The organism is Streptacidiphilus sp. P02-A3a, assembly GCF_014084105.1.
Taxonomy (GTDB): Bacteria; Actinomycetota; Actinomycetes; order Streptomycetales; family Streptomycetaceae; genus Streptacidiphilus.
This window is the reverse complement of record NZ_CP048289.1, coordinates 2,788,160-2,812,687: the sequence shown is the minus strand read 5'-3', so window position 1 is coordinate 2,812,687 and position 24,528 is coordinate 2,788,160. Positions and strand designations below refer to the sequence as shown.

Here is a 24,528-nt window from a genome sequence, read left to right as displayed (position 1 = left end):
CCCCTGGGCTCAGCGGATCGGCAGGCCGGACAGGGTGCGGGCGATGACCAGCCGCTGGATCTCGCTGGTGCCCTCGAAGATGGTGTAGATGGCGGCGTCGCGGTGCATCCGCTCCACCGGGTACTCCCGGGTGAAGCCGTTGCCGCCGAGGATCTGGATCGCCTGGGCGGTGACCCACTTGGCGGTCTCGCCCGCGTACAGCTTGGACATCGAGCCCTCGGCCGCGGTGAACGGCTTGCCGTTGTTGGCCATCCAGGAGGCCCGCCAGACCAGCAGCCGGGAGGCGTCGATCCGGGTGCGCATGTCGGCCAGGGTGAAGGCGATGCCCTGGTTGTCGATGATCGGGCGGCCGAACTGCTCGCGGGTCTTGGCGTAGTCCAGCGCCACCTCGTACGCGGCCCTGGCCACGCCCACGGCCTGGGCGCCGACGGCGGGGCGGGAGGCCTCGAAGGTGGCCATGGCGGCGTTCCTGACCTTCTCGGTGCGCTCGCCGCGCGCCTCGGCGGCGGCTCGCTCGCGGGCCCGGGCCAGCCGCTCGTCCAGCTTGTCCTTGCCGCCGAGCAGGCAGTGCCCGGGCACCCGCACGCCGTCGAGCACCACCTCGGCGGTGTGCGAGGCGCGGATGCCGTGCTTCTTGAACTTCTGGCCCTGGCTCAGCCCCGGCGTCCCCGGCGGCACGATGAAGGAGGCCTGGCCGCGCGCGCCGAGCGCCGGGTCCACCGAGGCGACGACCACGTGGACGTGGGCGATGCCGCCGTTGGTGGCCCAGGTCTTGGTGCCGTTCAGCACCCACTCGTCGGCGGCCTGGTCGTAGACCGCGCGGGTGCGCATCGCCGCGACGTCGGAACCGGCGTCCGGCTCGGAGGAGCAGAAGGCGGCGAGCTTGACGTCCTCCGGGGTGCCGAACATCTGCGGGGCCCAGGTGCCGACCTGCTCGGGGGTGCCGTTGGCGACCACGCCGACGGCGGCCAGCGCGCTGCCGACGATGGCCAGGCCGATCCCGGCGTCGCCCCAGAACAGCTCCTCCATGGTGATCGGGATGCCCAGGCCGGTCGGGTCGAACTGCTGCTGGGCGAAGAAGTCGAGCGAGTAGATGCCGAGCTTGGCCGCCTCCTGGATCACCGGCCAGGGGGTCTCCTCGCGCTCGTCCCACTCGGCGGCGGCGGGCCGGATGACGTCGGCGGCGAAGCCGTGCAGCCAGTCGCGGACCGCGATCTGGTCCTCGTTCAGCTCAAGACTGAAACCGGTCGTGGCGGGCGTCTCGGACATGTCGTATCCCCAGCAGGCATAGGCTTGGTGTTACCTTCGGTAACTGCGCACCCATCTTGTTACCACGTAGTAAGGAAAGTCAATGGCCGATCGCCGCAGCGAACTGCTGGACGCCGCCGACCGGGTTGTGCACCGCGACGGTCCGCGCGCCAGCATGAACACCATCGCCGCCGAGGCCGGGATCACCAAGCCGATCCTCTACCGGCACTTCGGCGACAAGACCGGCCTCTACCGGGCACTGGCCGAGCGCCACACCGCCGGGCTGCTGGCCTCCGTCCGGGCGGCGCTGGCGCTGCCGCTGGAGCGCCGGGACCGGGTCGAGGCGGTGATCGACACCTACCTGGCCGCGATCGAGGCCAGACCGCAGGTCTACCGCTTCCTGGCGCACCCCGACCCGGCCGCCGACGGCCTCACCCCGGCCGGACCGCTGGCCCCGGCGCTGCGGCAGATCGCGGACGAGCTCAGCCGCTCGATGCGGGAGCAGGTCGATCTCGGACCGGACAGCGCGGTGGTCGCCGAGGCCTGGGGCCAGGCGGTGACCGGCATGGTGCTGGCGGCCGGGGACTGGTGGCTGGAGACCCACCCGTTCTCCCGCGAGCGGATGGTGCAGACCCTCGCCGACCTGCTCTGGGGACGCCTGGCGGCAGCCGGGCAGCGCCCGGTCCCGGCGGGCCCGGCGCCCGAACCCACGGAGACCGACGCGGCGGCGGCGACGGAGGCGGCGGCGGAGCCGGAGCGGGGCGCGGCGGACGGGCGGCAGCGCCCGGACCGCCCCTGACCGCCCGCGCCCCGTCAGTCGGCCCGCGGCGCCCGGTACCAGTCCGCGCGGCGCATCGTCCGCAGCGCCCGGGCCCGGCGCAGCCCGCCGAGCCGGTCCAGGAACACCCCGCCGTCCAGGTGCGCGCTCTCGTGCTGGAGGCAGCGGGCGAAGAAGCCGGTGCCCTCGACCTCGACCGGCGCTCCGGTCAGGTCCTGACCGCGTACCAGCGCCCGGTCGTAGCGGGGGGTCCGGGCCCGCAGCCCGGGCAGCGACAGGCAGCCCTCCTCGCCGGAGACCACCACCCCGTCCGCCTCCACCAGGACCGGGTTGACCAGGTGCCCCAGATGGCGGACGTCCTCGTCGTCGGGGCAGTCGTAGACGAACACCCGCAGCCCGACCCCGATCTGATTCGCCGCCAGGCCCACGCCGTCCCGCGCGTACATCGTCGCGTACAGGTCCTCGACCAGTCGGGCGAGCTCCGCGTCGAAGGCGGTGACGGTGGCGCAGGGGGTGCTGAGTACGGGCTCGGCCCAGGCGGTCACGGGATGGACGGTGCCGGTACTACCGGGGATGCGGGACATATTGGAAGATCGTACGGCGGGTACAGGGCACGGCGGAATTCCCGGTGCCGGTAGGCTGGGCCCGTCTGTACCGAGGAGGAGAGCGACCCTGATGCCAGCGAACCCCGAGCCGGGCGGCCCGTCGGCCACGCTGCCCCCGCGCGCCAAGCTCGCCGTGACAGCCGGCAAGGTGGCCGCCGCGGTCTCGCGCACAGCCGGTCGCGGCAGCGGTTCAGTGATCGGCGGCAAGGTCGCGCTGCGGTTCGAGCCCGACCTGCTGCGGGCGCTCGCGGAGCACCTGGACGTGGTCCTGGTGTCCGCCACCAACGGCAAGACCACCACCACCCGGCTGATCGCCGAGGCGCTGAAGGCCGCCGGTCCGGTGGTCTCCAACGCCCTGGGCGCGAACATGCCGGCCGGGATCACCTCGGCGCTGGCCGAGGGCAGCGAGGCCCGCTTCGGCGTGATCGAGGTGGACGAGAAGTACCTCGCGGGCGTGGCCAGGGACACCTCGCCGAAGGCGATCGCGCTGCTCAACCTCTCCCGGGACCAGCTGGACCGCTCCTCGGAGACCCGGATGCTGGCCGAGAAGTGGCGCGAGGGCCTGGCCGGGTCCGAGGCCGTGATCATCGCCAACGCCGACGACCCGCTGGTCACCTGGGCGGCCTCCTCCTGCCGCCGGGTGGTCTGGGTGGCCGCCGGGCAGGCCTACCGCGAGGACGCCTGGTCCTGCCCGAGCTGCGGCGGCGTGATGCAGCGCCCCGGCGAGGACTGGTACTGCGCCGCCTGCGGCTTCCGCAGGCCGCAGCCGCACTGGGCGCTGAACGGCGACCATGTGATCGACCCTCAGGGCTCCGCCTGGCCGATCCGGCTGCAACTGCCCGGCCGGGCCAACCTCTCCAACGCCACCAGCTCGGCCGCCGTCGCCGCCGTCTTCGGGGTGCACCCGCAGGTCGCGCTGCAACGGATGGAGAGCGTGCAGGCCGTGGCCGGACGCTACGAGTCGGTCACCGTCGCCGGCCGTGAGGTGCGGCTGCTGCTGGCGAAGAACCCGGCGGGCTGGCTGGAGACCTTCTCCCTGATCGACCCGCCGCCCTCGCCGGTGGTGCTCTCGGTGAACGCGCTGGGCGCGGACGGCACCGACACCTCCTGGCTGTGGGACGTCGACTACGAGCGGCTGGCGGGCCACCCGGTCTTCGTCATGGGCCAGCGCAAACTGGACCTGGCGGTCCGGCTGGAGGTCGCCGGGGTGCACTTCCAGGTCGTCGACACGCTCGCGCAGGCGGTGGCGGCGGCCCCGCCCGGCCGGATCGAGGCCATCGCCAACTACACCGCGTTCCAGCAGCTGCGCCGCGACGTGCGCGGCTGACCGGCTGCTGACGAAGAGGATCACTGAACTCATGAGCGAGAGCGCACTGCGCCTGGTCTGGGTCTACCCGGACCTGCTGAGCACCTACGGCGACCGCGGCAACGCCCTGGTCGTGGAGCGTCGGGCCCGCCAGCGGCGGCTGGACGTGGCCCGGATCGACGTGCGGTCCGACCAGCCGGTGCCGACCAGTGGCGACATCTACCTGATCGGCGGCGGCGAGGACCGCCCGCAGCGGCTCGCGGGCGAGCGGCTGCGGGCCGACCCGGGGCTGCACCGCGCGGTGGAGAACGGCGCGATCGTCTTCGGTGTCTGCGCCGGCTACCAGATCATGGGCCACGAGTTCATCGACGACCGGGGCCAGCGCGCGCCCGGCCTGGGGCTGCTGGACGTCTGGAGCACCCGGGGCGAGTCGGCGCGGCACGTCGGCGACATACTGGCCGAGCCGGACCCGCGGCTCGGGCTGCCCACCCTGACCGGCTTCGAGAACCACCAGGGGGTCACCCACCTGGGCCAGGGCGTCTCGCCGCTGGCCCGGCTCACCGTCGGTGGCGGCAACGGAACCGGCGACGGAACCGAGGGGGCCTGGCGGGACACCGTCTTCGGCACCTACCTGCACGGCCCGATCATGGCCCGCAACCCGGCCGTGGCGGACCTGCTGATCAAGCTGGCGCTGGATGTCAGCGCGCTGCCGCCGGTGGACAACACCTGGTACGACGCGCTGCGGGCGGAGCGCATCGCCGCCGTCCAGCAGCCGGCCTGACGGCCGACCCGACCGTCGGCCCGACCACCGCCGCGCCGGGGCCCGGGAGCAGGGACGCTCCCGCTTGGGCCCGTCGGCGCGGGGTTCCGGCGGACGCCGGGTGTCCAGCCCTCGGACAGTGGGTGTCCGACCGGGCAGATGTGCTGTATCGAATAGAGGGTTCCTCCCCGCGCGGAGGCGGCGACGATGCCGCGACCGCGTCCGCCCCGACCTGACCGGAGTTCAGCGGGCGGTATCATCACGATGGGGTAAATGTCCGATTTGCCGTACCTTCATCCGGGCGCAACCTCCACGCCAACCACCAGTGGAAGCCGCCCGGTACGGTGGGCGGGTTGTCGGGCAAAGAAGTCCGGTCGTCCGGTTCTGCTCGGGAGTTGCAAAGCGATGCGTATTGGTGTGCTGACCAGCGGCGGGGACTGCCCGGGTCTGAACGCCGTGATCCGCTCCGTCGTCCATCGCGGCGTGGTGGACCACGGCGACGAGATCATCGGGTTCCAGGACGGATGGCGCGGGCTCCTGGAGGGCGACTACCGGGAGCTGACGCTGGACTCCGTCAGCGGCATCCTGGCCCAGGGCGGGACCATTCTCGGCTCGACCCGGGTCCAGCCGAGTCATCTGCGGAACGGCGTGGCCCGCGCCAAGGAGTACTGCGAGGAGCTCGGCCTCGACGGGATCATCCCGATCGGCGGCGAGGGCACCCTGAAGGCCGCCCGGCTGCTGTCCGACGGCGGGCTGCCGATCGTGGGCGTGCCCAAGACCATCGACAACGACATCGCCTGCACCGACGTCACCTTCGGCTTCGACACCGCGGTGTCGGTGGCCACCGAGGCGCTGGACCGGCTGAAGACCACCGCCGAGTCGCACCAGCGGGTGATGGTGGTCGAGCTCATGGGCCGCCACACCGGCTGGATCGCGCTGCACGCGGGCATGGCCGCCGGCGCGCACGCGATCATCGTCCCGGAGCGTCCGTTCGACATCGACCGGGTCACCGCCGTGGTCCGCGAGCGCTTCGAGCGCGGCAAGAAGTTCGCCATCGTGGTCTGCGCCGAGGGCGCCAAGCCCGAGCCCGGCACCATGCACTGGGAGGAGGGCACCGTGGACATCTACGGCCACGAGCGCTTCACCGGTGTCGCCAACCAGCTCTCCATGGAGCTGGAGCACCGCCTGGGCAAGGAGGCCCGCCCGGTCATCCTCGGGCACGTGCAGCGCGGCGGCACGCCGACGGCGTACGACAGGGTGCTCGCCACCCGCTTCGGCTGGCACGCCGTCGAGGCCGTGCACAAGGGCGCCTTTGGGCACCTGACCGCGCTCCAGGGCACCCAGATCAACCTGGTGCCGCTGGCCGACGCGGTGGCCGACCTGAAGACCGTCCCGGCCGAGCGCTACGCCGAGGCCGAGACCGTCATCTGACGCGGCGTCGTCCGGCGCCGACCGGCTGACGTACCAGGAGCCCCGAGCACCGCCCATCCGGATTGTTCGGATTGTCGGCTCGGGGCTCCTCCCTTAGCGTGACTTCCATGGAGATCCTCGCCTACGGCGTGCAGGCCGATGAGAAACCGCTGATCGAACAGGCCTTCGACGGACGCCACCAGGTGCACTGCCTGGACGTCTTCCTCAACGCGGACACCGCGCCGCTGGCCGCCGGGCACGAGATCGTCAGCACCAGCGTCAACGCCCGGCTGGACGCGACCACGCTGCGGCTGCTGGCGGGCGGCGGCACCCGGATGATCGCCCAGCGGTCCACCGGCTTCAACAACATCGACCTCGGCGTGGCCGCCGAGCTCGGCCTCACCGTGGCCCGGGTCTCCTACTACTCCCCCCACGCGGTGGCCGAGTTCGCCTGGACGCTGGCCCTGGCGGTGAACCGCCGGATCGCCCGGGCCGCCAACCGCACCCGCGAGTTCGACTTCCGGCTGGACGGGCTGATGGGCCAGGACATCCACGGGATGACCGTCGGCGTGATCGGCACCGGCAAGATCGGCGAGTGCTTCGCCCGGATCGGCAACGGCTTCGGCACCACCCTGCTGGGCTGGGACGTCGCCGAGAACCCGGCCTGCCTGGACCTCGGCATGAAGTACACCTCGCTCGACCACCTGCTCTCCGAGTCCGACCTGATCACCCTGCACGTCCCGCTGCTGCCGGACACCCACCACCTGATCGACGGCTCGGCGCTGAACCGGATGAAGCCGGAGGCGATCCTGATCAACTCCAGCCGGGGCGGCCTGGTGGACACCGCCGCCCTGGTGGAGGCGCTGCGCGCGGGCCGCCTCGGCGGCGTCGGCCTGGACGTCTACGAGGAGGAGACCGGCCTGTTCTTCTTCGACAAGTCGCTGGAAGTGGTCACCGACGACACCCTGGCCCGGCTGATGACCTTCCCGCAGGTGCTGGTCACCTCGCACCAGGCGTACTTCACCCGGACGGCGGTCACCCAGATCATCGAGGCCACCGCCCGCAACGTGGACGACTTCCTGAACGGCCGGACGAGCGAGAACACGCTGATCCCGCGCGCCTAGCGACGCGGCGCGACGTCGGCCGGGGGGCGGCGTGCGGGGCGCAAACCGGACAGTTCTACTCTGGTGCGAGCACCGCCGCCACCAGGAAGCAGGAACCGCCGATGAGCACCATGCCGGGGATGCCGGGCATGACGCAGGAGCTGCCGCCGTGGACCGTGGGCCGGGTCCTGGCCTTCCACCCCACGGTGAACCTGCCGTTCCTGATCGGCTGCCTGCTGCTGCTCGGCCTCTACCTGACCGGCGTGGTCCGGCTGCGGCGGCGCGGCGACCAGTGGCCGATGGGGCGCACCGTCGCCTGGGTCCTGGGCGTGCTCACCATCGCGCTGGTCACCTGCACCGGCCTCGACCAGTACGGCATGCAGATGCTCAGCGCGCACATGCTCCAGCACATGGTGCTGTCGATGTTCTCGCCGATCATCATGCTGATGGGCGCACCGATCACGCTGGCGCTGCGGGCGCTCCCGGCCAGCGGCCGGGGCCGCCGCGGCCCGCGCGACCTGCTGGTCTCGCTGCTGCACTCGCGCTACGTGAAGGTGGTCTCGCACCCGGCGTTCACCCTGCCGCTGTTCATCGCCAGCCTGTACGGGCTCTACTTCACCCCGCTGTTCGACTTCCTGATGCGCACCACCCTCGGCCACGAGCTGATGATGGTGCACTTCCTCGGGGTGGGCCTGCTCTTCTTCTGGCCGATCATGGGCGTCGACCCGGGCCCGCACCGGCCCGGGCACCTGATGCGGATGCTGGAGCTGTTCATCGGGATGCCGTTCCACGCCTTCTTCGGCATCGCGATCATGATGTCGTCCGGCCTGATGGTGACCACTTTCGCCCATCCGGCCGCCTCGCTCGGGGTGGACCCGCTCTCCGACCAGCACATGGCGGGCGGGCTGGCCTGGGCGTTCAGCGAGATCCCGACCTTCATCGTGCTGATCGCGCTGACCTTCCAGTGGGCCAAGTCGGAGGAGCGGCTGTCCCGGCGCAAGGACCGCACCGCGGACCGCGACGGCGACAAGGAGCTCAACGACTACAACGCCTACCTGGCGAACCTGCAACGCCGCTCGGGCGTCCAGCAGCAGAGCTAGCTAAGGCGTGTCGCCCGCCCGGTCGACCCGGCCCAGCGCCGGGGGCGCGGACGACTGGGCGGCCGACTGCGCCTGGGCCACCAGCCCGGCCAGGATCACGTCCAGGCCGAAGTCGAAGCGCTCGTCCCCCTCGTTCCGGGTCATCGGATCGATCATCGAGACCAGCACCGGGTAGCGGTCGGCCGGGAGTGACCCGAAGTAGGCGCGGACGCCGTCCAGGTACGCCTGGTCCTGCTCCGGACTGGCGACGGCCCCGCTGTGCCGCTGGCTCAGCTCGTGCGCCGAGGCCACCAGGTAGAGCCCGATCAGGTCCACCCCGTAGGCCGCGACCTGGTCCGGCAGCCCGCCCGCGCGCAGCAGCGACAGTACCGTCTCGGCGGCGTCCAGCTGGTGCGGCAGGGTCGGGATGTTCGAGGCCAGGGCCGCCCGGGCGAGGTCGTGGTGCGCGACCAGGTGGTCCCGGGCCTGCCGCAGGAAGTCCTTCACCTGGGCGCGCCAGATCGCCGGGTCGGGGTCCGGGTGCACCAGGTCCCGGTAGGCCAGGTCCAGCACCAGCTCGACCAGTTCCTCCTTGCCGCTGACGTGCGCGTACAGCGAGGCGGCCCCGGTGTTCAGCTCCTGGGCGACCCGGCGCATGCTCAGCGCGTCCAGGCCCTCGGCGTCGATGATGCCGAGGGCCGTCTCGACGATGGCGTCCCGGCCGAGCGCGCGCCGCCGGGGCGGGCGTGCCTCGGCCGCGGCCCACGTGGTGGGCCGTACGGGCTTGGCGGCTGGGGCCACGGGTCACTCCTCACACGGGCCGGACGGGTCCGGGCTGATCGGTCCGGGCCGATCACGCGGATCCCACTGTAGTTGACACGAACAGCGTTCGTTAGTAGAACGGTGTTCGCTATAACGAACACTGTTCGTCCTCATTGCCTCGAACCCCCGGGGGACCCCATGAACGACACCACCACTCCGGCCGTCGAACCGGCCGTCGAACCGGTGACCGAGCCCGAGGCGAAGCCGCCCGGCTACCGCTGGCGCTGGCAGATCCTCGCCGTCGTCCTGATCGCCGAGGTCATGGACCTCCTCGACTCCACTGTGGTCAACGTCGCCGCGCCCGCGATCCATGCCGCCCTCGGCGGCGGGAGCAGCGAGATCCAGTGGATCACCGCCGGGTACACGCTGCCCTTCGCGGTCCTGCTGATCACCGGGGCCCGACTGGGCGACCTGGTCGGCCGCAGGCGGATGTTCCTGATCGGCGCGACCGGCTTCACGATCTGCTCGGCGCTGTGCGCACTGGCCGCCGACCCGCCGATGCTGATCACCTCCCGGGCGCTCCAGGGCGGCTTCGCGGCGATGCTGATCCCGCAGGGCCTCGGCATCCTGCGCTCGGTCTTCCCGGCGGCCGAGGCGGGCGCGGCCTTCGCCGCGTTCGGACCGGTGATGGGGCTCTCCTCGGTGCTCGGCCCGACCCTGGGCGGCCTGCTGGTCACCGCGAACCTGTTCGGCACCGGCTGGCGCATGATCTTCCTGATCAACCTCCCGCTCGGCCTGGCCACGGTGCCGCTGGCGGCGCGGCTGATCCCCCGGGACGTCCGCTCCGGCTCCGCCACCCGGCTCGACCTGCCCGGGGTGGCGCTGGTCAGCGCCGCCGTCCTGCTGCTGGTGTTCCCGCTGGTCCAGGGCCGCGAGCTGGGCTGGCCCGGCTGGACGTACGCCGCCATGGCCGCCTCGCTGCCGCTGCTGGCGATCTTCGCCGGACAGCAGCGGCGGATCTCCCGCGCGGGCGGCTCACCGCTGGTCGAGCCGAGCCTGTTCGCCAACCGCGCCTACGTCGCGGCGCTCGCCACCGGGCTGGTCTTCTTCGCCGCGATGTCGGGGCTGATGCTGACACTGACCCTGATGATGCAGCTCGGCTGCGGCTGGACCGCCCTGCACGCGGGCGCCACCATGATCCCGTTCTCGCTGGGGATCGTCCCCGGCGCCATCCTCGGCGCCTCGGTGCTCGGGCCGAAGTTCGGCCGCCGGGTGCTGCACGGCGGGATGCTGATCGCCGCCGTCGGCAGCTGCGGCCTGTGGGCGACCTTCGCCCACGGGGGGCTGCGCACCGACAGCTGGCAGCTGGTCCCGGCGCTGCTGGTGACCGGCTTCGGGATGGGCCTGCTGATGGCGCCGTTCTTCGACATCGCGCTGGCCGGGGTCACCGACGAGCAGAACGGATCGGCCTCCGGCGTCCTCAACGCGGTCCAGCAGCTCGGCGGCTCGGTCGGGGTGGCCGCCCTCGGCACCGGCTTCCTCAGCTGGGCGGCGAGCAGCGGCTACGTCCACGCGACCGGCTGGACGCTCGGCTGCGCGGCGGCGGCGCTGCTCGGCTCCGCCCTGATCGCCTTCGCCCTGCCGAAGGCCGCCCGCCCGCACACCGGCTGACCGGCTGACCGACCTGACCGGCTGACCGGCGCCACGGACCGACCGCGCGGGCCGCTCAGCGGGGGTCGTTGGGGACGTACCCGAGATCGACCGGCTGCTCCGGCGGCCCGCTGCGGCGCAGCTCCGCCAGCAGCTCGACCAGCCGCGGCGGCCACAGCACCTCCTGGCACCCGGCCAGCTCCTCGGGTGTCCACCAGCGGCAGGTCATGATCCCGTCCTCGGTGAACGAGGCGGCCAGGTCCCCCACCGGGTCCCGGCGCGGTCCCTCCCCCAGGAAGATCACCTCCCGCTGCCGGGTGGGCACCCCCTTCCGGGTGTAGTCGTGCTCCCACACCCACAGCGCGGGTCCGGTCCGGACGTCGGTCCAGCCGGTCTCCTCCACCACCTCCCGGACCGCACCGGCCAGTTCGTCCTCCCCCTGCTCCAGGCCGCCGCCGGGCAGCACCCAGTGCAGCCCGACCTCAGCGTCGTCGTGCAGTTGCAGGAACACCGCCCCGTCCGGATCCAGCACCAGCACCCGCGCCGCCCGCCGCCCAACCCGCTCCACGCTCATGCCCCGACCCTACGTCGCCCGGCGCTGTTTCGCGGCCGTGACAATTGCCGGACACGGCACGGATCTTGGACTGGGAGGCTACTCATGTCAGGCGGGCAGCGGCCCGCCGCCGGCACTCCGGGGAGACCTCCCCACCACTCAACGGGAGACACCATGTCCGTCCGCGCCCGCCTGGTCGCCACCACCGCCACCGTCGCCCTGGCCGCCGGCACCGCCACCGCGCTGCTCCCGGCGGTCGCGAACGCGGCCGCCCCGGCCCCGGCGAAGCCCGCGGTCACCGTGAGCTACGGCGCGGTCAGCGCCAGGGGCCCGCTGCTGCCGGGCGGCCGGACCGAGTCCTTCACGGTCACCGCCACCAACACGACCGGGAAGTCCGCCCCGTTCCTGGGCACCTTCAGCGCCACCCCGCAGGGCGTCTTCGCCCTGGCCTCCGCCGACCTGTCGCTGTCGGTGGTCCCGGTGCACGCCCCGGCCACCGGGTTCGGGACGATCGCCGAGGAGCCCGGGCTGATCGGTCAGATCCACCCGAAGGCAAGCAAGCTCTGGGGCAGCGCGGACTTCGTCCTCCCGGCGCACGCCAGCTACACCTGGAAGGTCACCGTCGGCGCCACCAAGGCCTGGAAGGCCAGTGACAACGCCGTCCTGGTCAATGTCAGCAACTCCGCCGCCCCCGACGACAGCGCGCCGTTCAGCACGGTGGACCTCAAGGTCGGCGCCGCCAGGACCGGTGGCCGTGTGGTCGAGACGCTGACCGGCGGCGGCAGTGTCGCCCCCGGCCGGGACGCGCTGGAGACCCTGACCGTCGCCAACCGCACCGGCGCGGCCGTCCCCGGCCCGGTCGGCGGCGAGGTGAGCACCTCCGGTCTGGTCCAGGACGGCGACCAGTACGGCCCGGGCAGGGTCACCGTGGACCTGCTCGAAGGCGGGCACTGGGTCGCCCTGAAGGGCGGTCAGCTGCCGGTGCTCGGGAACGGCCTGGCGAAGGACGCCGTCGTCAGCTACCGGCTGCGGCTGGTGTCGGGCCCGTACCAGGCCCCGTTCGCCAGCGGCACCACCCCGCTGTACGCCTTCTTCAGCGCCGCCCAGTACGCCCTCGACGGCCCGACCACCAGCCGGACGATCACCGTCTACCAGCACTGAGCCCGTCCGTGAGCGGGCCCGGCCGCCCGGCGGTCGGGCCCGCTCCGCGTTCGCGGCGTCCTCGTCAGCGGGCGGACAGGTTCCGGTCCGCGGGGTGGACCGGGGCGGGGAGGTTGCTGGCACCGGTGAGGTAGCGGTCGACCGCGGCGGCGACGGCCCGGCCCTCGGCGATGGCCCAGACGATGATCGACTGGCCGCGGCCGGCGTCACCGGCGACGAAGACCCCCGGCATCCCGGCCGCGAAGTCCTGGTCGCGGGCGAAGGCGCCGCCACCGGTCAGGCCCAGGCCGAGCTGGGACATCAGCCCGGCGTGCCGCTCCGGGCCGGAGAAGCCGAGGGCGAGCAGGACCAGGTCGGTCGGGATCAGCCGCTCGCTGCCGGGCACCGGGAGGCGGCTGTCGGGCGCCGCGTCGGCCACCCGCAGCGCCCGGACCCGGCCCTCCCGGTCGCCGGTGAACTCGACGGTGGCGGCGGCGAAGGTCCGGGCGTCGTGGTCGGACTCACCGGCCGGGTGCGCCAGGGTCCGGGCCTCCTCGTGGGCCGGGGTGACCCGGTAGACCAGCGGGTAGGTGGGCCAGGGGTCCTCCGGCGGGCGGTCCGCTCCCGGCTGCGGCCTGATGTCGAGCTGCCGGACCGAGGCCGCGCCCTGCCGCAGCACCGTGCCCAGGCAGTCGGCGCCGGTGTCGCCGCCGCCGACGATCACCACCCGGCGTCCCTCGGCGCTCAGCGGTGAGCGGGGCAGGTCGCCCTGCTGCACCCGGTTGGCCAGCGGCAGGAACTCCATCGCCTGCTCGATGCCGGACAACTCGCGCCCGGGCACCGGCAGTTCGCGCGGGACGGTGGCGCCGACGGCGACCACCACCGCGTCGTGGCGGGCCCGCAGCTCGGCGGCGTCGACGTCGGAGCCGACCGCGACGCCCGGACGGAAGACCGTCCCCTCCGCCCGCATCTGCTCGATCCGGCGGTCCACCTGGTGCTTCTCCAGCTTGAACGACGGGATGCCGTACCTGAGCAGCCCGCCGAGGCGGTCGTCGCGCTCGTACACCGCGACGGTGTGCCCGGCCCGGGTGAGCTGCTGCGCGCAGGCCAGCCCGGCCGGTCCGGAGCCGATCACCGCGACCGTCCGGTCCGACTGCCGCTCCGGCGGCAGCGGGCGCACCCAGCCCTCGTTCCAGGCGTACTCGGCGATGGCCGCTTCCACGTTCTTGATGGTCACCGGCTCCGCGTCGATCGCCAGCACGCAGCCGCTCTCGCAGGGCGCGGGACAGGTCAGGCCGGTGAACTCGGGGAAGTTGTTGGTGGCGTGCAGCCGCTCGCTGGCCGCCGCCCAGTCCTCCTCCTCGACCAGCCGGTTCCACTCCGGGATCAGGTTGCCCAGGGGGCAGGCCTGGTGGCAGAAGGGGATGCCGCAGTCCATGCAGCGCCCGGCCTGCGCGCTGACGATCGGCAGCAGCGCGTGCGGCCGGTGCACGTCCCGCCAGTCCCGGACCCGCTCCGGGACCGGGCGCAGCGGCCAGCTCTGGGCGGGGGTTCGCAGGAAGCCCCAGGGATCGGCCATCGCGGCCTCCGAACACTGCTGGACAGGTCCTGTCCCCACCACGATACGGCGGCCCGACCGGGGCCCGCCCGGCGGCGGACGCGGCGGCGGCGGGCACGAGTGGCGGGATCGGTGAGCCGGGCGGGAGCCGTCGCGGGGTCGGACGGCGGGCGCGGCGGTGGTCGGAGCGCCCTTCGGAGGCGCCGCGGGGCGGTGGACCGGCGACACCGGAGTGACGTTTCGGCGCTTTCCCACCCGCTTCGCCCAGTCGGGTGGCAGGAATCAACACGGTTCGGGTGAGCCAATCCAAAAGATCACTCGAACGGGCGATATTCGATCCTGGAAAATCATGCCTCCGGCCGTCAATTACCCAGCATATTCGCAGGTCAGCGCATATTCCCAAATCCCCAGAGATTCTATTCAGGGTTCTCGAAAATTCACTCGGAGCGAGCAGCCCGACGGTGCGGGAAATGCCTTCCATTAGGCCGGAAACCCTAAAGTGACAAGAATCACAGAATCGCGTCCCGGCATGAAGAGCACCCAGAAACGTGCCAATACTGTCGCCCGAGCAGAGAAAGTCCTCGCCGCCGTGGCGGGGCGGTCCGACCGGACGCCGAATCCCGTCACCGGTCGGGCGCCGGGTGCGCATACACCTGACAGACGGGAGCGGGAGACCCAGGCAGGCCGGTGCGTTCCGCCAGAGCGCATCTTGGGGTGAAGCCACAGCCGTGGCAGGGCAGCTTTCGGAGCCCAAACCCGACAGGGAGAACTTCCGCAGGCGGTTCCGGAAGGACCCGCATGACCGCGTCCGCGCACACATCTGCCCCGACCCAGTCCCACCCCCGGGCCGACGCCTCGGCCGCGCCCCGGCCGGTCGGCCGGGGCCGACAACCGCAGCACCAGGAAGCCCGGGTCCAGAGCCATAGACAGGGCGGTGAGCCGCCCCGTCGCAGCGGCCGCTGGCGATCCGCCGCCACCGCCGTGCTCACCGTCGCCGCGCTGGCCGGGAGCACCCTGCTGACGGCCGCCCCGGCGAGCGCCGCCACCATCGAGGACCGGGCGCTGACCATCGCCGAGTCCAAGCACGGCGACCCGTACCTCTGGGGCGCGGCCGGTCCGGACGCCTTCGACTGCTCCGGGCTGACGTACTACTCGTTCCGGCACGCGGGTCGGCAGCTGCCGCGGACCGCCCAGGCCCAGTACGACAGCGTGGAGCACATCTCCCGCGGCCAGCTGGTCCCGGGCGACCTGGTCTTCTTCCACACCGCCGGCGGCTACGTCTACCACGTGGGGATCTACGCCGGGCAGAACGAGATCTGGCACTCGCCGCACCCGGGCGCCCGGGTGCGGCGGGAGCGGATCTGGACCGACGAGGTCTGGTTCGGCCGGATCCGCTAGCCCGGCGCGCCCGGGTCAGCCGTCCTGGCGCTCGCCCGGGTAGCGGACCCCGGTCTGCGCCCGGACGGCGTCCAGGATGTCCATCACCTCCAGGGTGCTGCTCCAGGGCACCAGCGGGCTCTCCAACCGGCCCTCGCGCAGGCAGCGCATGGCCTCCTCGGCCTCGTGCGCGTAGCCGAGCCCGGTGTACGGCGCCGGGATCACCTCGGGCTGCCGCTCGTCCTCGCCCCGGTAGAGCAGCAGCTCGCCCGGGCGGAAGAAGGGCGCGGGCAGCTCGATCCGGCCCTCGGTCCCGGAGACGGCGGCCCGCACCGGCGTCCCGGCGACGATGCCGCAGCTGAGGGTGGCGACCGCGCCCGAGTCGTAGCCGAGCAGCAGCGCGGTGGCGGCGTCCACCCCCTCCGGGGTGAGGCTGGCCCAGGCCTGGACGCTGTCCGGCACCCCGAGCAGCAGGTGCGCCAGCGCCACCGGGTAGACGCCGAGGTCCAGCAGCGCCCCGCCGCCGAGCTCGGGGTTCCGCAGCCGGTGGGTCGGGTCGAACGGCCCGGCGAGGCCGAAGTCCGCTTGCAGCAGCCCGACGGTGCCGATCGCGCCGTCCGCGATCAGCTCCGCCGCCCGGAGCACGGCCGGGTTGCAGCGCATCCACATGGCCTCCATCAGGAAGCGTCCGTGCTTCGACGCCAGCGCGGTGAGCTCGCGGGACTCGGCGGCGTTCAGCGTGAACGGCTTCTCGCACAGGACCGCCCGCCCGGCCTCCAGGCAGAGCCGGGCGGCCTGGTAGTGGGCGTGGTGCGGGGTGGCCACGTAGACGATGTCCACCTGCTCGTCCGCAGCCAGCGCGGCCCAACTGCCGTGGGCGCGGGGGATGCCGAACCGGTCGGCGAAGGCCCGGGCGGACTCCTCGCTGCGGGAGCCGACGGCGACCACCTCGGCATCGGGCAGCAGCAGGAGGTCGCGGGTGAACTGCTCGGCGATGTTCCCGGTGGCCAGGATGCCCCAGCGGATGGTTTTGTTCATGGGCTCATCAAACTCCCCGGCCACACCCGGTGTCGACCCAGCGACCAGCCGTCCCGGCGGTCGGACGTCAGCGGCCGGGGGCGGTCCGGGTGATCACCTCGACCGCGAAGTCGATCTGCTCCTCGGTCAGGTCCGCCCGGGCGGTCAGCCGCAGCCGGGACCAGCGGTCCGGTACCGACGGCGGCCGGAAGCAGCCGACCGCCAGGCCCTTGTCCCGGCAGGCGGCGGCCCAGGCCAGGGCGTCCTCGGGGGCGTCCACCCGGACCGAGACCACGGCGGCCTGCGGGCTGCTCACCGGCAGCCCGGCGGCGGCCAGCCGGGCCGACAGCGTCCGGGCGACCCGCCCGGCCCGCTCGGCGCGCTGCGGCTCGGCGCGCAGCAGCCGCAGCGCGCCGAGCGCGGCCCCGACCGACGCCGGGGCCAGCCCGGTGTCGAAGATGAAGGTGCGCGCGGCCTGCACCAGGTGCTCGATCACCCGGCGCGGGCCGACCACCGCGCCGCCCTGGGAGCCAAGCGACTTGGACAGGGTGACCGTGGCCAGCACGTCGGGGCGCCCGGCGAGCCCGGCGGCGGCCAGCGCGCCCGTGCCGCCGGGGCCGAGCACGCCCAGTCCGTGCGCGTCGTCGGTGAGCAGTGCCGCGCCGTACTCGCGGCAGGCGGCGGCGAGTTCGGCGAGCGGGGCGGCGTCGCCGTCCACCGAGAACACCGAGTCGCTGACGACCAGCGCCCGGCGCTCGGTCCGGGCGGCGAGCGCCGCCCGGACCGACTCCGGGTCGCGGTGCCGGGCGCGGACCACCCGGGCCCGGGACAGCCGACAGCCGTCGATCAGCGAGGCGTGGTTGAGCGCGTCGGAGACGATCAGCGTGTCCGCGTCGGTGAGCGCGGTCAGCGCGGCCAGGTTGGCGGTGTAGCCGCTGGAGAAGACCAGCGCCGCCTCGGCGCCGCAGAAGTCGGCGAGTTCGGCTTCGAGTTCGGCGTGCAGCTCGGTGCTGCCGGTGACCAGTCGGGAGCCGGTGGAGCCGCCGCCCCAGCGCAGCGCGGCGTCGGCGGCGGCGCGGGTCACCCTCGGGTGGCGGACCAGCCCGAGGTAGTCGTTGCCGGCGAGGTCCAGCAGGTCCTGGTCCGGGGCCCGGTGCCGCAGGGTGCGGACCAGGCCCGCCCGGCGGCGGTCGGCGGCGGCCTGCTCCAGCCAGTCGAACGGATCGGTCACCGGGGCGGACGAGGTCACCGGGGTCACCGGGGTGGACGGGGTCACCGGGGCGGTTCCGGCCACGGTGCTCATCCGGAGCACGCCCCGCGCTGCGCCTGCTGCCACGCGCAGCGCGGGCAGAGCGGCGCGCCGGGGGCGGCTGCCGGGTGCTCGGTCGGTTCGGCGCACAGGACGCAGTCGGCGAACGGGCCGTCGGCCGGGGCGGAACCCGGCAGCGGCGGCACGGCGGTCTCGCGGTAGGTGTCGGGCTCCACGGGCCGATCCTAGCCGCTGGTCCGGCCGCCCCCGCCGGGCCGGCTGCCGGACCGGCTCACTGCCAGGCCAGCCTGGCGCCCACGGTGTAGGCCAGGAACCAGGTGGGGGTGGCCAGTTGGTCGGGCATCGGCTCGCCGTCGGCGGCGGCCGACTGGACCACGTCCACCGCGCTGCCGACCGCCTCGATCCGCGGCTGGGCGTCCTCGGTCGCCTCGGCGGTGACCGCGTTCTGCGCCCCGCCGCCGGTGGCCCCGACGGAGGTGGTCGGCGACGGCGGCGCGCTGGCGTCCGGCAGCCCGGACGCGGGCTGCTGGAAGGTCACCGCGCCGGCGGCGGCGGGCGCGCTGAGCGCCTTCGCCGCCTGCTCCGCCGCCGCCGGGGTGGCGTAGAGGAAGACCGTGACGCAGGTGTAGACGCTGTGGTCCTGCTCGACGTAGTCGGCGGTCAGGTAGCCGCCGCAGGCCGTGGTCGCGGCGACGGGGGCGGTGACGGTGAACGCCTCGTCGCAGTCGGCGCTGCTGCTGCCGCCATAGCGGGTGGCGGTGTAGGAGTCGGTACTGGTCGGTGTCGGCGGCTCGGTGACGGTGGTCGGCATCACGTCGTTCAGCCGCAGCGCGGCGACGTCGGCGACCGTGCCGCCGCTGCCGTCGTTGCTCACCCGTACGGTGTCCTGCGAGACCGCGCCGCTGCCGCCGCCACCCCGGTTGACCTGCCCGTCGCGGGCGTAGTGCACCTCGCCCCAGGTCGCGCCGGTGGCCGCGACGGCGAGCGCCAGGAGCAGGACGGCGGTCCGGGGCTTGCGGCTGCGGACTCCCGGTTCGGCGCGATGCTCCCCCCTGGTGTTCATTCCCCTGATTCTAGGGGCCGATCTTGTGCGTTCGGCAGGGGGTACCTGACCGTTTCCCGGGTGGAGGGTCGTTTGGGGACTTCTTTCACATCCCGGCCAAGCCAGCGGGTGATCTTCTGGCAGGTTCGGCACTGGCGTCGGGTCGCCGCCGGACGGCAGGATGCACGGCATGGACCTGCTCGATTCCCTCACCGCCAAGGGCCTGCGCCGCGAACTCCCGACCCGGGAGGAGGCCCTGGCCGTCCTGGCGACCACCGACGACGAGGTGCTGGACGTCGTCGCCGCCGCCGGGCGGGTGCGCCGCCAGTGGTTCGGCCGCCGGGTGAAGCTCAACTACCTGGTGAACCTGAAGAGCGGGCTCTGCCCGGAGGACTGCTCGTACTGCTCGCAGCGCCTCGGCTCGAAGGCGGAGATCCTCAAGTACACCTGGCTGAAGCCGGACGAGGCCGCCGCCGCCGCGAAGGCCGGGGTGGCCGGTGGCGCGAAGCGGGTGTGCCTGGTGGCGAGCGGGCGCGGCCCGACCGACCGGGACGTGGAGCGGGTCGCCGAGACGGTGGACGCGATCCGGGCCGAGAGCGAGGACGTGGAGGTCTGCGCCTGCCTGGGGCTGCTGTCCGACGGCCAGGCCGCGCGGCTGCGCGAGGCCGGGGTGCACGCCTACAACCACAACCTGAACACCTCCGAGGCCACCTACGGCGACATCTGCTCCACCCATGACTTCGAGGACCGGGTGGGCACCGTCAAGCAGGCGCAGGCGGCCGGGCTCTCGGCCTGCTCCGGGCTGATCGCCGGGATGGGCGAGAGCGACGCCGACCTGGTGGACGTGGTGTTCGCGCTGCGGGAGCTGAACCCGGACTCGGTGCCGGTCAACTTCCTGATCCCGTTCGAGGGGACGCCGCTGGCGAAGGAGTGGAACCTGACCCCGCAGCGCTGCCTGCGGATCCTGGCCATGGTCCGCTTCGTCTGCCCGGACGTGGAGGTGCGGCTGGCCGGGGGGCGCGAGGTGCATCTGCGCACGCTCCAGCCGCTGGCGCTGCACCTGGTCAACTCGATCTTCCTGGGCGACTACCTGACCAGCGAGGGCCAGGCCGGGCAGGCCGACCTGGACATGATCGCCGACGCGGGCTTCACCGTGGAGGGCGCGGACGAGGCGACGCTGCCCGCCGAGCGCGAGGCCGCGGTCACCGTGCGCCGCCGGGGCGCGGGCACCGACCTGCCGCCGAACGCGTGAGCGTGGTCCCGGACACGCTCACCCCGGACCGGCTGCTGGAGCTGGACCGGGCGCACGTGTGGCACCCGTACGGCGCGATGCCGGCCGCGCTCGCGCCGCTCCCGGTGGAGTCGGCCGAGGGCGTCCGGCTGCGGCTGGCCCGGCCGGTGCAGGGGCGGTCCGAGCTGATCGACGGCATGTCCTCCTGGTGGTCCGCGATCCACGGCTACCGGCACCCGGTGCTGGACGAGGCGGTGCGCGACCAGCTGGGGCGGATGAGCCACGTGATGTTCGGCGGGCTGACCCACGAGCCCGCCGTCCGGCTGGCGGCCCGGCTGGTGGAGCTCACCCCGGAGCCGCTGGAGCACGTCTTCCTGGCCGACTCCGGCTCGGTGTCGGTCGAGGTCGCGGCCAAGATGTGCCTGCAGTACTGGCGTTCGCTGGGCCGCCCGGAGAAGCGGCGGCTGCTGACCTGGCGCGGCGGCTACCACGGGGACACGTTCCACCCGATGTCGGTGTGCGACCCCGAGGGCGGGATGCACCAGCTGTGGTCGGGCGTGCTGCCCGTCCAGCTGTTCGCGGACGCGCCGACGGACGGCTTCGACACCCCGCTGGACCCGGCGTACGTGGCGCACCTGGACGGGCTGATCGGCCGCCACGCCGCCGAGACCGCGGCGGTGGTCGTGGAGCCGGTGGTGCAGGGCGCGGGCGGGATGCGCTTCCACTCCCCCGCGCTGCTGCGGGTGCTGCGCGAGCTGTGCGACACGCACGGGGTGCTGCTGGTCTTCGACGAGATCGCCACCGGCTTCGGCCGCACCGGCGAGCTGTTCGCGGCCGGGCACGCCGGGGTCTCGCCGGACGTGATGTGCGTCGGCAAGGCGCTGACCGGCGGCTATCTGACGCTGGCGGCGGCGCTGTGCACGGCCGAGGTGGCCCGGGGGATCAGCCGGGGCGCGGTCCCGGTGCTGGCCCACGGGCCGACGTTCATGGGCAACCCGCTGGCCTGCGCGGTCGCCAACGCCTCGATCGGGCTGCTGCTCGGACAGGACTGGCGCGGCGCGGTCCGCCGGATCGAGTCCGGGCTGCGCGCGGGCCTGGCCCCGGCGGCCGGGCTGCCCGGTGTCCGCGAGGTCCGGGTGCTGGGCGCGATCGGGGTGGTCCAGCTGGACCACGAGGTGGACGTCGCCGCGGCGACCGCCGCCGCCGCGCGGGCCGGGGTGTGGCTGCGGCCGTTCCGCGACCTGATCTACACCATGCCGCCGTACGTCACCGGCGAGGCGGACCTGGCGGCGCTCTGCGCCGGGGTGGTCGCCGCCGCGGCGCAGAGCTGACCGTCCGCCAGGGCTGACCGCGCGCCGGTCCGCTGACTCCGGAACAGTTTCAAGTACCACACCGCACAGCGAGGATGAACACCGTGAGCACGCCCCCCACCGGCCGGATCCTGCTGGTCACCGGCACCGGAACCGAGATCGGCAAGACCGTGGTGACCGCCGCGGTGACCGCGCTGGCGCTGGCCGAGGGACTGAGGGTGGCGGTGGTCAAGCCGGCGCAGACCGGCGTCACCGCGGACGAGCCGGGCGACGCCGAGGAGGTCCGGCGGCTGGCCGGGGACGAGCCGACCTTCGTCGAACTGGCCCGCTACCCCGAGCCGCTGGCCCCGGCCACCGCCGCCGCCCGCAGCGGGCTGCCGCCGGTGACCCCCGGGCAGGCCGCCGCGGCGGCGGCCGAGCTGGCGCGGACCCACGACCTGGTGCTGGTCGAGGGCGCCGGCGGACTGCTGGTCCGGTTCGACGCGGACGGCGGCACGCTCGCCGACGTACCGGCCGCGCTGCGGGAGTTCGACCAGGAGGCGGCGGCGCTGCTGGTCACCGAGGCCGGTCTGGGCACGCTCAACAGCACCGCCCTCAGCGCCGAGGCGCTGCGCGCCCGGGGGGTGCGGCTGCTGGGGCTGGTGATCGGATCCTGGCCGCAGGCGCCCGGCCTGGCCGCCCGCTGCAACCTGGCCGACCTGCCGCTGGTCGCCGGCGCCCCGCTGCTGGGCGCGATCCCGGCGGGTGCCGCGCCCGGCGGCGGGAGCCCCGAGGCGGACCGGGCCGCGTTCCTGTCGACGGCCCGGTCGGCGCTGGGTCAGATCTTGGTGAAGATCTTCGAGTAGGCGTAGCCGTCGCCCTTGTCGTAGCCGTCGACCTCCCAGAAGGACAGCTCCTGGACGCCGTTGCTCTTGGCGAAGGACTCCAGGGTGCTGGCGTCGGACTGGGTGAAGTCCTCGTCGTCGTCGTTCTCCCCGGCGATCGGGGTCAGCCCCAGCCGGGCCCAGTTCTGCGCGGAGCTGCCGCCGAAGATGCTCGCCAGCTGCTTCTCGGTGGCGGTGGCGCCGGACTCGGCGTCCTTGAGCGGGTTCTGGCCGTCGCCGAAGTCCATGGTCATGATGTTGACCAGGTTGACGTTGACGCCCTTGCTCTTGGCGTCCTTGAGCAGCGCGGTGGCGTCGGACTCCAGGCCGGTGGGGTCGACCGGGAGGGTGTAGTCGATCTGGACCGCCGGGTCGGCCTTCTGCAGCGCCGCCAGTGCCTGGTCGCGGCGGGAGTTGGCGGCGGTGTTGTCGAGGTAGCTGCCCTCGATGTCGAAGTCCAGCCGGGTGACGCCGTAGGTGTTGACCACGTTCTCGTAGGCGGCGGTCAGGCTGCTGACCGAGGTGCAGGTCTGCGCTATCTCGCCGCCGGACTCGCCGCCGAAGGAGATGATGACGTTGCCACCGGCCGACTTGAACGAGTTGACCTGCGAGGTAAACGCGCCCAGCGAGTCGTTGCCGTCCTCCCACATCGGGGTACAGCCGGACTTCGGGATGAGGAACGCCAGCGTGTAGTACTTGTCGCCGCTGGCCTTCAGGTCGGCCGACAGGTCGCCGGTGTCGCCACTGGCTATCTGCAGGTACGGCGCCGAGTACTGGCTGGGGAAGGCGCTGGCGGCGGCCTGGGCCTGGGAGACCCCGGCGGCGAGCACCAGGGCGGGGACGGCGGCGGTGGCGAACGCGGTCGCCAGCAGGGTGGTGGTGCGGCGGGCTGAGGCGTGGGGGGTCCTGGCCATGATGACCTCTCAGTTCCGTTGCTGCTCAAGTTAGGAAGGTTTCCTAACGCGTTGGCGAGGATCGTTCCGCGTTGCCGGGACGCTGTCAAGGGAGTCGGACGGAACCGAGCGACCCCCTTGCCCGGGCCCCGCTCGGTACCATGAGCGGCGGGAGGTGCCAGGTGGTCGACCCGCCGCTGCTCAGCGACCTGATGCCGTGGTCCGTCCCCGGGCTGCGGCTGGGCCGGGGGTGGGTGCGCTCCGCTCATCCCGAAGTGCTCGCGGCCCGCTGGCAGCGCCTCGCCGACGCCCCCGCCGCGGCCCGCGCGGACCTCTTCGGCCCCAGCCGGGCGCGCGGCGTGGACCGCGCCGCCGCGCAGCTGCCGGGCCAGTCGGCCCGCACCGCCCGGCTCGCCGACGACCCGGGCCCCTGCCCGCCGCCGGTCCGGATCCGGCACGGCGCCTTCGACCGGCTCTGGCTGCTGCCGGACCAGCGGGTACTGGACGCCGCCCGGCCCGAGCTGTGGCGGGTCGCCGACGAGCGGCAGCTGTTCGCCTGCGTGCAGCCGCGGGCGCCGGGACCGGCCGTGGCCTTCTCCGCCGAACTGCCGGACGGCCACCGGGCCAAGGGCCTCGGCCGGATCCACCCGCTCTACCGGCGCCCCGGCGGCCGGGAGCCCAACCTCGCGCCCGGGCTGACCGGGCGGCTGGGCGAACTGCTGGGCGTCCCGGTCACCCCGGACGACCTGCTGGCCTGGGTCGCCGCCAGCACCGGTCCCGGCGCCGCGCGCACCGGCGAGGCGGTCCCGGTGCCGCTCACCGGCTCGGCCGAGGTCTGGGCGGAGGGGGTCGCCCTCGGCCGCCGGGTGCTCTGGCTGCACACCTTCGGCCTGCGCTGCGGCAGCGACCGGCCGCGGCTGCCCGGCGGGCGGCGGCCCTTCGTCCGCGAGCGGGTCAGCGGCCTGCCGGACGCCATCGGCCACGACCCGGACACCGAGTCGCTGCTGCTCGGCGCGGGCCGGGTGGCGCCGGTGCCGCGCTCGGCCTGGGAGTTCCAGGCGGGCGGGCTGCCGGTCCTGGCCGAGTGGTTCGCCCGGCGCGGCCCGGAGCCGGGCGCCAGGACCGGCAGCCTGGAGGCCCTGGGCCTGTCCGCCTGGCCCCAGCAGACCACCGCCGACCTGGTCGAGCTGGTGAGCGTGCTGGCGCTGCTCGCCGACCTGGTCCCGCGGCAGCGGGAGCTGCTGCGGCCGGAGCGCGGCCCCTGGATCGGCGCGGACCGGCTGGCCGCCGCCGGGGTGCTGCCGCCGCCGCCCTGGACCCGCCGCCCGGCCTCGGTGCTCACCCACCAGGAGGAGGGCCCCGGCGGCCAGTACGCCCTGTGGTGACCCGGCGCCGCCGGTGGCCGGGCCGTGACCGGCTCATGGACGGCTCGTGGCCGCCCCGCGAACCAGGGGTCCGCTCGCACAGTGTTGCCGTTTGATACCGAAGCGCAGGTTGAGCTGCGCGAACACTCGCGGCGCCGGACCGCGCCCCGATACGATCCGCATACCTCCCGGTAGCGTGGCCGGGGGCC

At 73.7% G+C, this 24,528-nt stretch carries 23 protein-coding genes and 1 riboswitch; of the genes, 13 read left to right on the top strand and 10 right to left on the bottom strand.

The genetic code is table 11. The annotated features are described in order from the left end of the window. Positions 1-9: 9 nt before the first annotated feature. Positions 10-1,269: an acyl-CoA dehydrogenase family protein gene (locus GXP74_RS12760; protein WP_182451603.1), complete on the bottom strand. Its 1,260-nt coding sequence runs from the start codon at positions 1,267-1,269 to the stop codon at positions 10-12. Positions 1,270-1,351: 82 nt separating this feature from the next. On the opposite strand from GXP74_RS12760, the gene GXP74_RS12755 reads away from it, so the two are divergent. After that, positions 1,352-2,047 carry a TetR family transcriptional regulator gene (locus tag GXP74_RS12755; RefSeq protein ID WP_182451602.1) on the top strand — a complete coding sequence of 232 codons (696 nt, stop codon included), beginning with the start codon at positions 1,352-1,354 and terminating at the stop codon, positions 2,045-2,047. A gap of 14 nt (positions 2,048-2,061) precedes the next feature. On the opposite strand, the gene def is transcribed toward GXP74_RS12755, so the two are convergent. Beyond that, the gene (def, locus tag GXP74_RS12750; protein WP_182451601.1) at positions 2,062-2,610 is read right to left on the bottom strand and encodes a peptide deformylase; all 549 of its coding nucleotides are present in this window, start codon (positions 2,608-2,610) and stop codon (positions 2,062-2,064) included. Between the two features lie 91 nt (positions 2,611-2,701). Between def and GXP74_RS12745 the strand changes: the two genes are divergently transcribed. The 5 genes from GXP74_RS12745 to GXP74_RS12725 all read left to right on the top strand — a co-directional run bounded on the left by GXP74_RS12745 (position 2,702) and on the right by GXP74_RS12725 (position 8,310). Next, positions 2,702-3,958, top strand: a complete 1,257-nt coding sequence (locus GXP74_RS12745; protein WP_182451600.1) for a MurT ligase domain-containing protein — start codon at positions 2,702-2,704, stop codon at positions 3,956-3,958. 31 nt (positions 3,959-3,989) lie between these two features. Continuing rightward, the gene (locus GXP74_RS12740) at positions 3,990-4,718 is read left to right on the top strand and encodes a type 1 glutamine amidotransferase (protein ID WP_182451599.1); all 729 of its coding nucleotides are present in this window, start codon (positions 3,990-3,992) and stop codon (positions 4,716-4,718) included. A gap of 384 nt (positions 4,719-5,102) precedes the next feature. Continuing rightward, the gene (locus GXP74_RS12735; protein WP_182451598.1) at positions 5,103-6,128 is read left to right on the top strand and encodes a 6-phosphofructokinase; all 1,026 of its coding nucleotides are present in this window, start codon (positions 5,103-5,105) and stop codon (positions 6,126-6,128) included. 107 nt (positions 6,129-6,235) lie between these two features. Beyond that, positions 6,236-7,231 (top strand): 2-hydroxyacid dehydrogenase, encoded by a 996-nt coding sequence (locus tag GXP74_RS12730; protein ID WP_182451597.1) that lies wholly within the window; start codon positions 6,236-6,238, stop codon positions 7,229-7,231. Positions 7,232-7,332: 101 nt separating this feature from the next. Next, positions 7,333-8,310: a cytochrome c oxidase assembly protein gene (locus GXP74_RS12725; protein WP_225447887.1), complete on the top strand. Its 978-nt coding sequence runs from the start codon at positions 7,333-7,335 to the stop codon at positions 8,308-8,310. Here GXP74_RS12725 and GXP74_RS12720 read toward each other — a convergent pair whose 3' ends face one another. Then, positions 8,311-9,090, bottom strand: a complete 780-nt coding sequence (locus GXP74_RS12720) for a TetR/AcrR family transcriptional regulator (RefSeq protein WP_182451596.1) — start codon at positions 9,088-9,090, stop codon at positions 8,311-8,313. Positions 9,091-9,249: 159 nt separating this feature from the next. On the opposite strand from GXP74_RS12720, the gene GXP74_RS12715 reads away from it, so the two are divergent. Beyond that, positions 9,250-10,722, top strand: coding sequence for an MFS transporter (locus tag GXP74_RS12715; RefSeq protein ID WP_182451595.1), 1,473 nt, complete (start codon positions 9,250-9,252; stop codon positions 10,720-10,722). 55 nt (positions 10,723-10,777) lie between these two features. On the opposite strand, the gene GXP74_RS12710 is transcribed toward GXP74_RS12715, so the two are convergent. Then, positions 10,778-11,275, bottom strand: coding sequence for an NUDIX domain-containing protein (locus GXP74_RS12710; RefSeq protein WP_182451594.1), 498 nt, complete (start codon positions 11,273-11,275; stop codon positions 10,778-10,780). A gap of 153 nt (positions 11,276-11,428) precedes the next feature. On the opposite strand from GXP74_RS12710, the gene GXP74_RS12705 reads away from it, so the two are divergent. After that, entirely contained in the window at positions 11,429-12,415 is a 987-nt protein-coding gene (locus GXP74_RS12705; RefSeq protein WP_182451593.1) for a hypothetical protein, read from the top strand. Positions 12,416-12,479: 64 nt separating this feature from the next. On the opposite strand, the gene GXP74_RS12700 is transcribed toward GXP74_RS12705, so the two are convergent. Further along, a complete protein-coding gene (locus GXP74_RS12700; RefSeq protein WP_182451592.1) occupies positions 12,480-13,973 on the bottom strand; it encodes a glutamate synthase subunit beta in 1,494 nt (497 codons plus the stop codon). 580 nt (positions 13,974-14,553) lie between these two features. Next, a riboswitch (cyclic di-AMP (ydaO/yuaA leader) is annotated at positions 14,554-14,748 on the top strand. A gap of 185 nt (positions 14,749-14,933) precedes the next feature. Between GXP74_RS12700 and GXP74_RS12695 the strand changes: the two genes are divergently transcribed. Next, a complete protein-coding gene (locus tag GXP74_RS12695; RefSeq protein ID WP_370468550.1) occupies positions 14,934-15,350 on the top strand; it encodes a C40 family peptidase in 417 nt (138 codons plus the stop codon). A 15-nt stretch (positions 15,351-15,365) separates the two neighbouring features. Here GXP74_RS12695 and GXP74_RS12690 read toward each other — a convergent pair whose 3' ends face one another. The 4 genes from GXP74_RS12690 to GXP74_RS12675 form a co-directional block, all read right to left on the bottom strand. Then, positions 15,366-16,367 carry a Gfo/Idh/MocA family protein gene (locus GXP74_RS12690; protein WP_182451590.1) on the bottom strand — a complete coding sequence of 334 codons (1,002 nt, stop codon included), beginning with the start codon at positions 16,365-16,367 and terminating at the stop codon, positions 15,366-15,368. 67 nt (positions 16,368-16,434) lie between these two features. Further along, positions 16,435-17,649 carry an 8-amino-7-oxononanoate synthase gene (locus GXP74_RS12685; protein ID WP_182451589.1) on the bottom strand — a complete coding sequence of 405 codons (1,215 nt, stop codon included), beginning with the start codon at positions 17,647-17,649 and terminating at the stop codon, positions 16,435-16,437. Continuing rightward, a complete protein-coding gene (locus GXP74_RS12680; RefSeq protein ID WP_182456972.1) occupies positions 17,646-17,831 on the bottom strand; it encodes a hypothetical protein in 186 nt (61 codons plus the stop codon). The genes GXP74_RS12685 and GXP74_RS12680 overlap by 4 nt, the downstream gene beginning before the upstream one ends. A gap of 56 nt (positions 17,832-17,887) precedes the next feature. Next, complete coding sequence (locus GXP74_RS12675) at positions 17,888-18,679, bottom strand: hypothetical protein (RefSeq protein ID WP_182451588.1); 792 nt, start codon at positions 18,677-18,679, stop codon at positions 17,888-17,890. A 169-nt stretch (positions 18,680-18,848) separates the two neighbouring features. On the opposite strand from GXP74_RS12675, the gene bioB reads away from it, so the two are divergent. From bioB to bioD, 3 genes are all read left to right on the top strand, one after another. Then, positions 18,849-19,910 (top strand): biotin synthase BioB, encoded by a 1,062-nt coding sequence (bioB, locus tag GXP74_RS12670; RefSeq protein ID WP_182451587.1) that lies wholly within the window; start codon positions 18,849-18,851, stop codon positions 19,908-19,910. Further along, on the top strand, positions 19,907-21,220 hold the full coding sequence (locus GXP74_RS12665; RefSeq protein WP_225447886.1) for an adenosylmethionine--8-amino-7-oxononanoate transaminase: 1,314 nt from the start codon (positions 19,907-19,909) through the stop codon (positions 21,218-21,220). The genes bioB and GXP74_RS12665 overlap by 4 nt, the downstream gene beginning before the upstream one ends. Before the next feature lie 83 nt (positions 21,221-21,303). Then, positions 21,304-22,044 carry a dethiobiotin synthase gene (bioD, locus tag GXP74_RS12660; RefSeq protein WP_225447885.1) on the top strand — a complete coding sequence of 247 codons (741 nt, stop codon included), beginning with the start codon at positions 21,304-21,306 and terminating at the stop codon, positions 22,042-22,044. Here bioD and GXP74_RS12655 read toward each other — a convergent pair. Beyond that, positions 22,017-22,976 carry a chitinase gene (locus tag GXP74_RS12655; RefSeq protein WP_182451585.1) on the bottom strand — a complete coding sequence of 320 codons (960 nt, stop codon included), beginning with the start codon at positions 22,974-22,976 and terminating at the stop codon, positions 22,017-22,019. The two genes, bioD and GXP74_RS12655, sit on opposite strands and share 28 nt — an antisense overlap. Positions 22,977-23,116: 140 nt before the next feature. Here GXP74_RS12655 and GXP74_RS12650 point away from each other — a divergent pair, with 140 nt between their 5' ends. Beyond that, positions 23,117-24,340, top strand: a complete 1,224-nt coding sequence (locus GXP74_RS12650) for a type ISP restriction/modification enzyme (RefSeq protein WP_182451584.1) — start codon at positions 23,117-23,119, stop codon at positions 24,338-24,340. Positions 24,341-24,528: the final 188 nt, after the last annotated feature.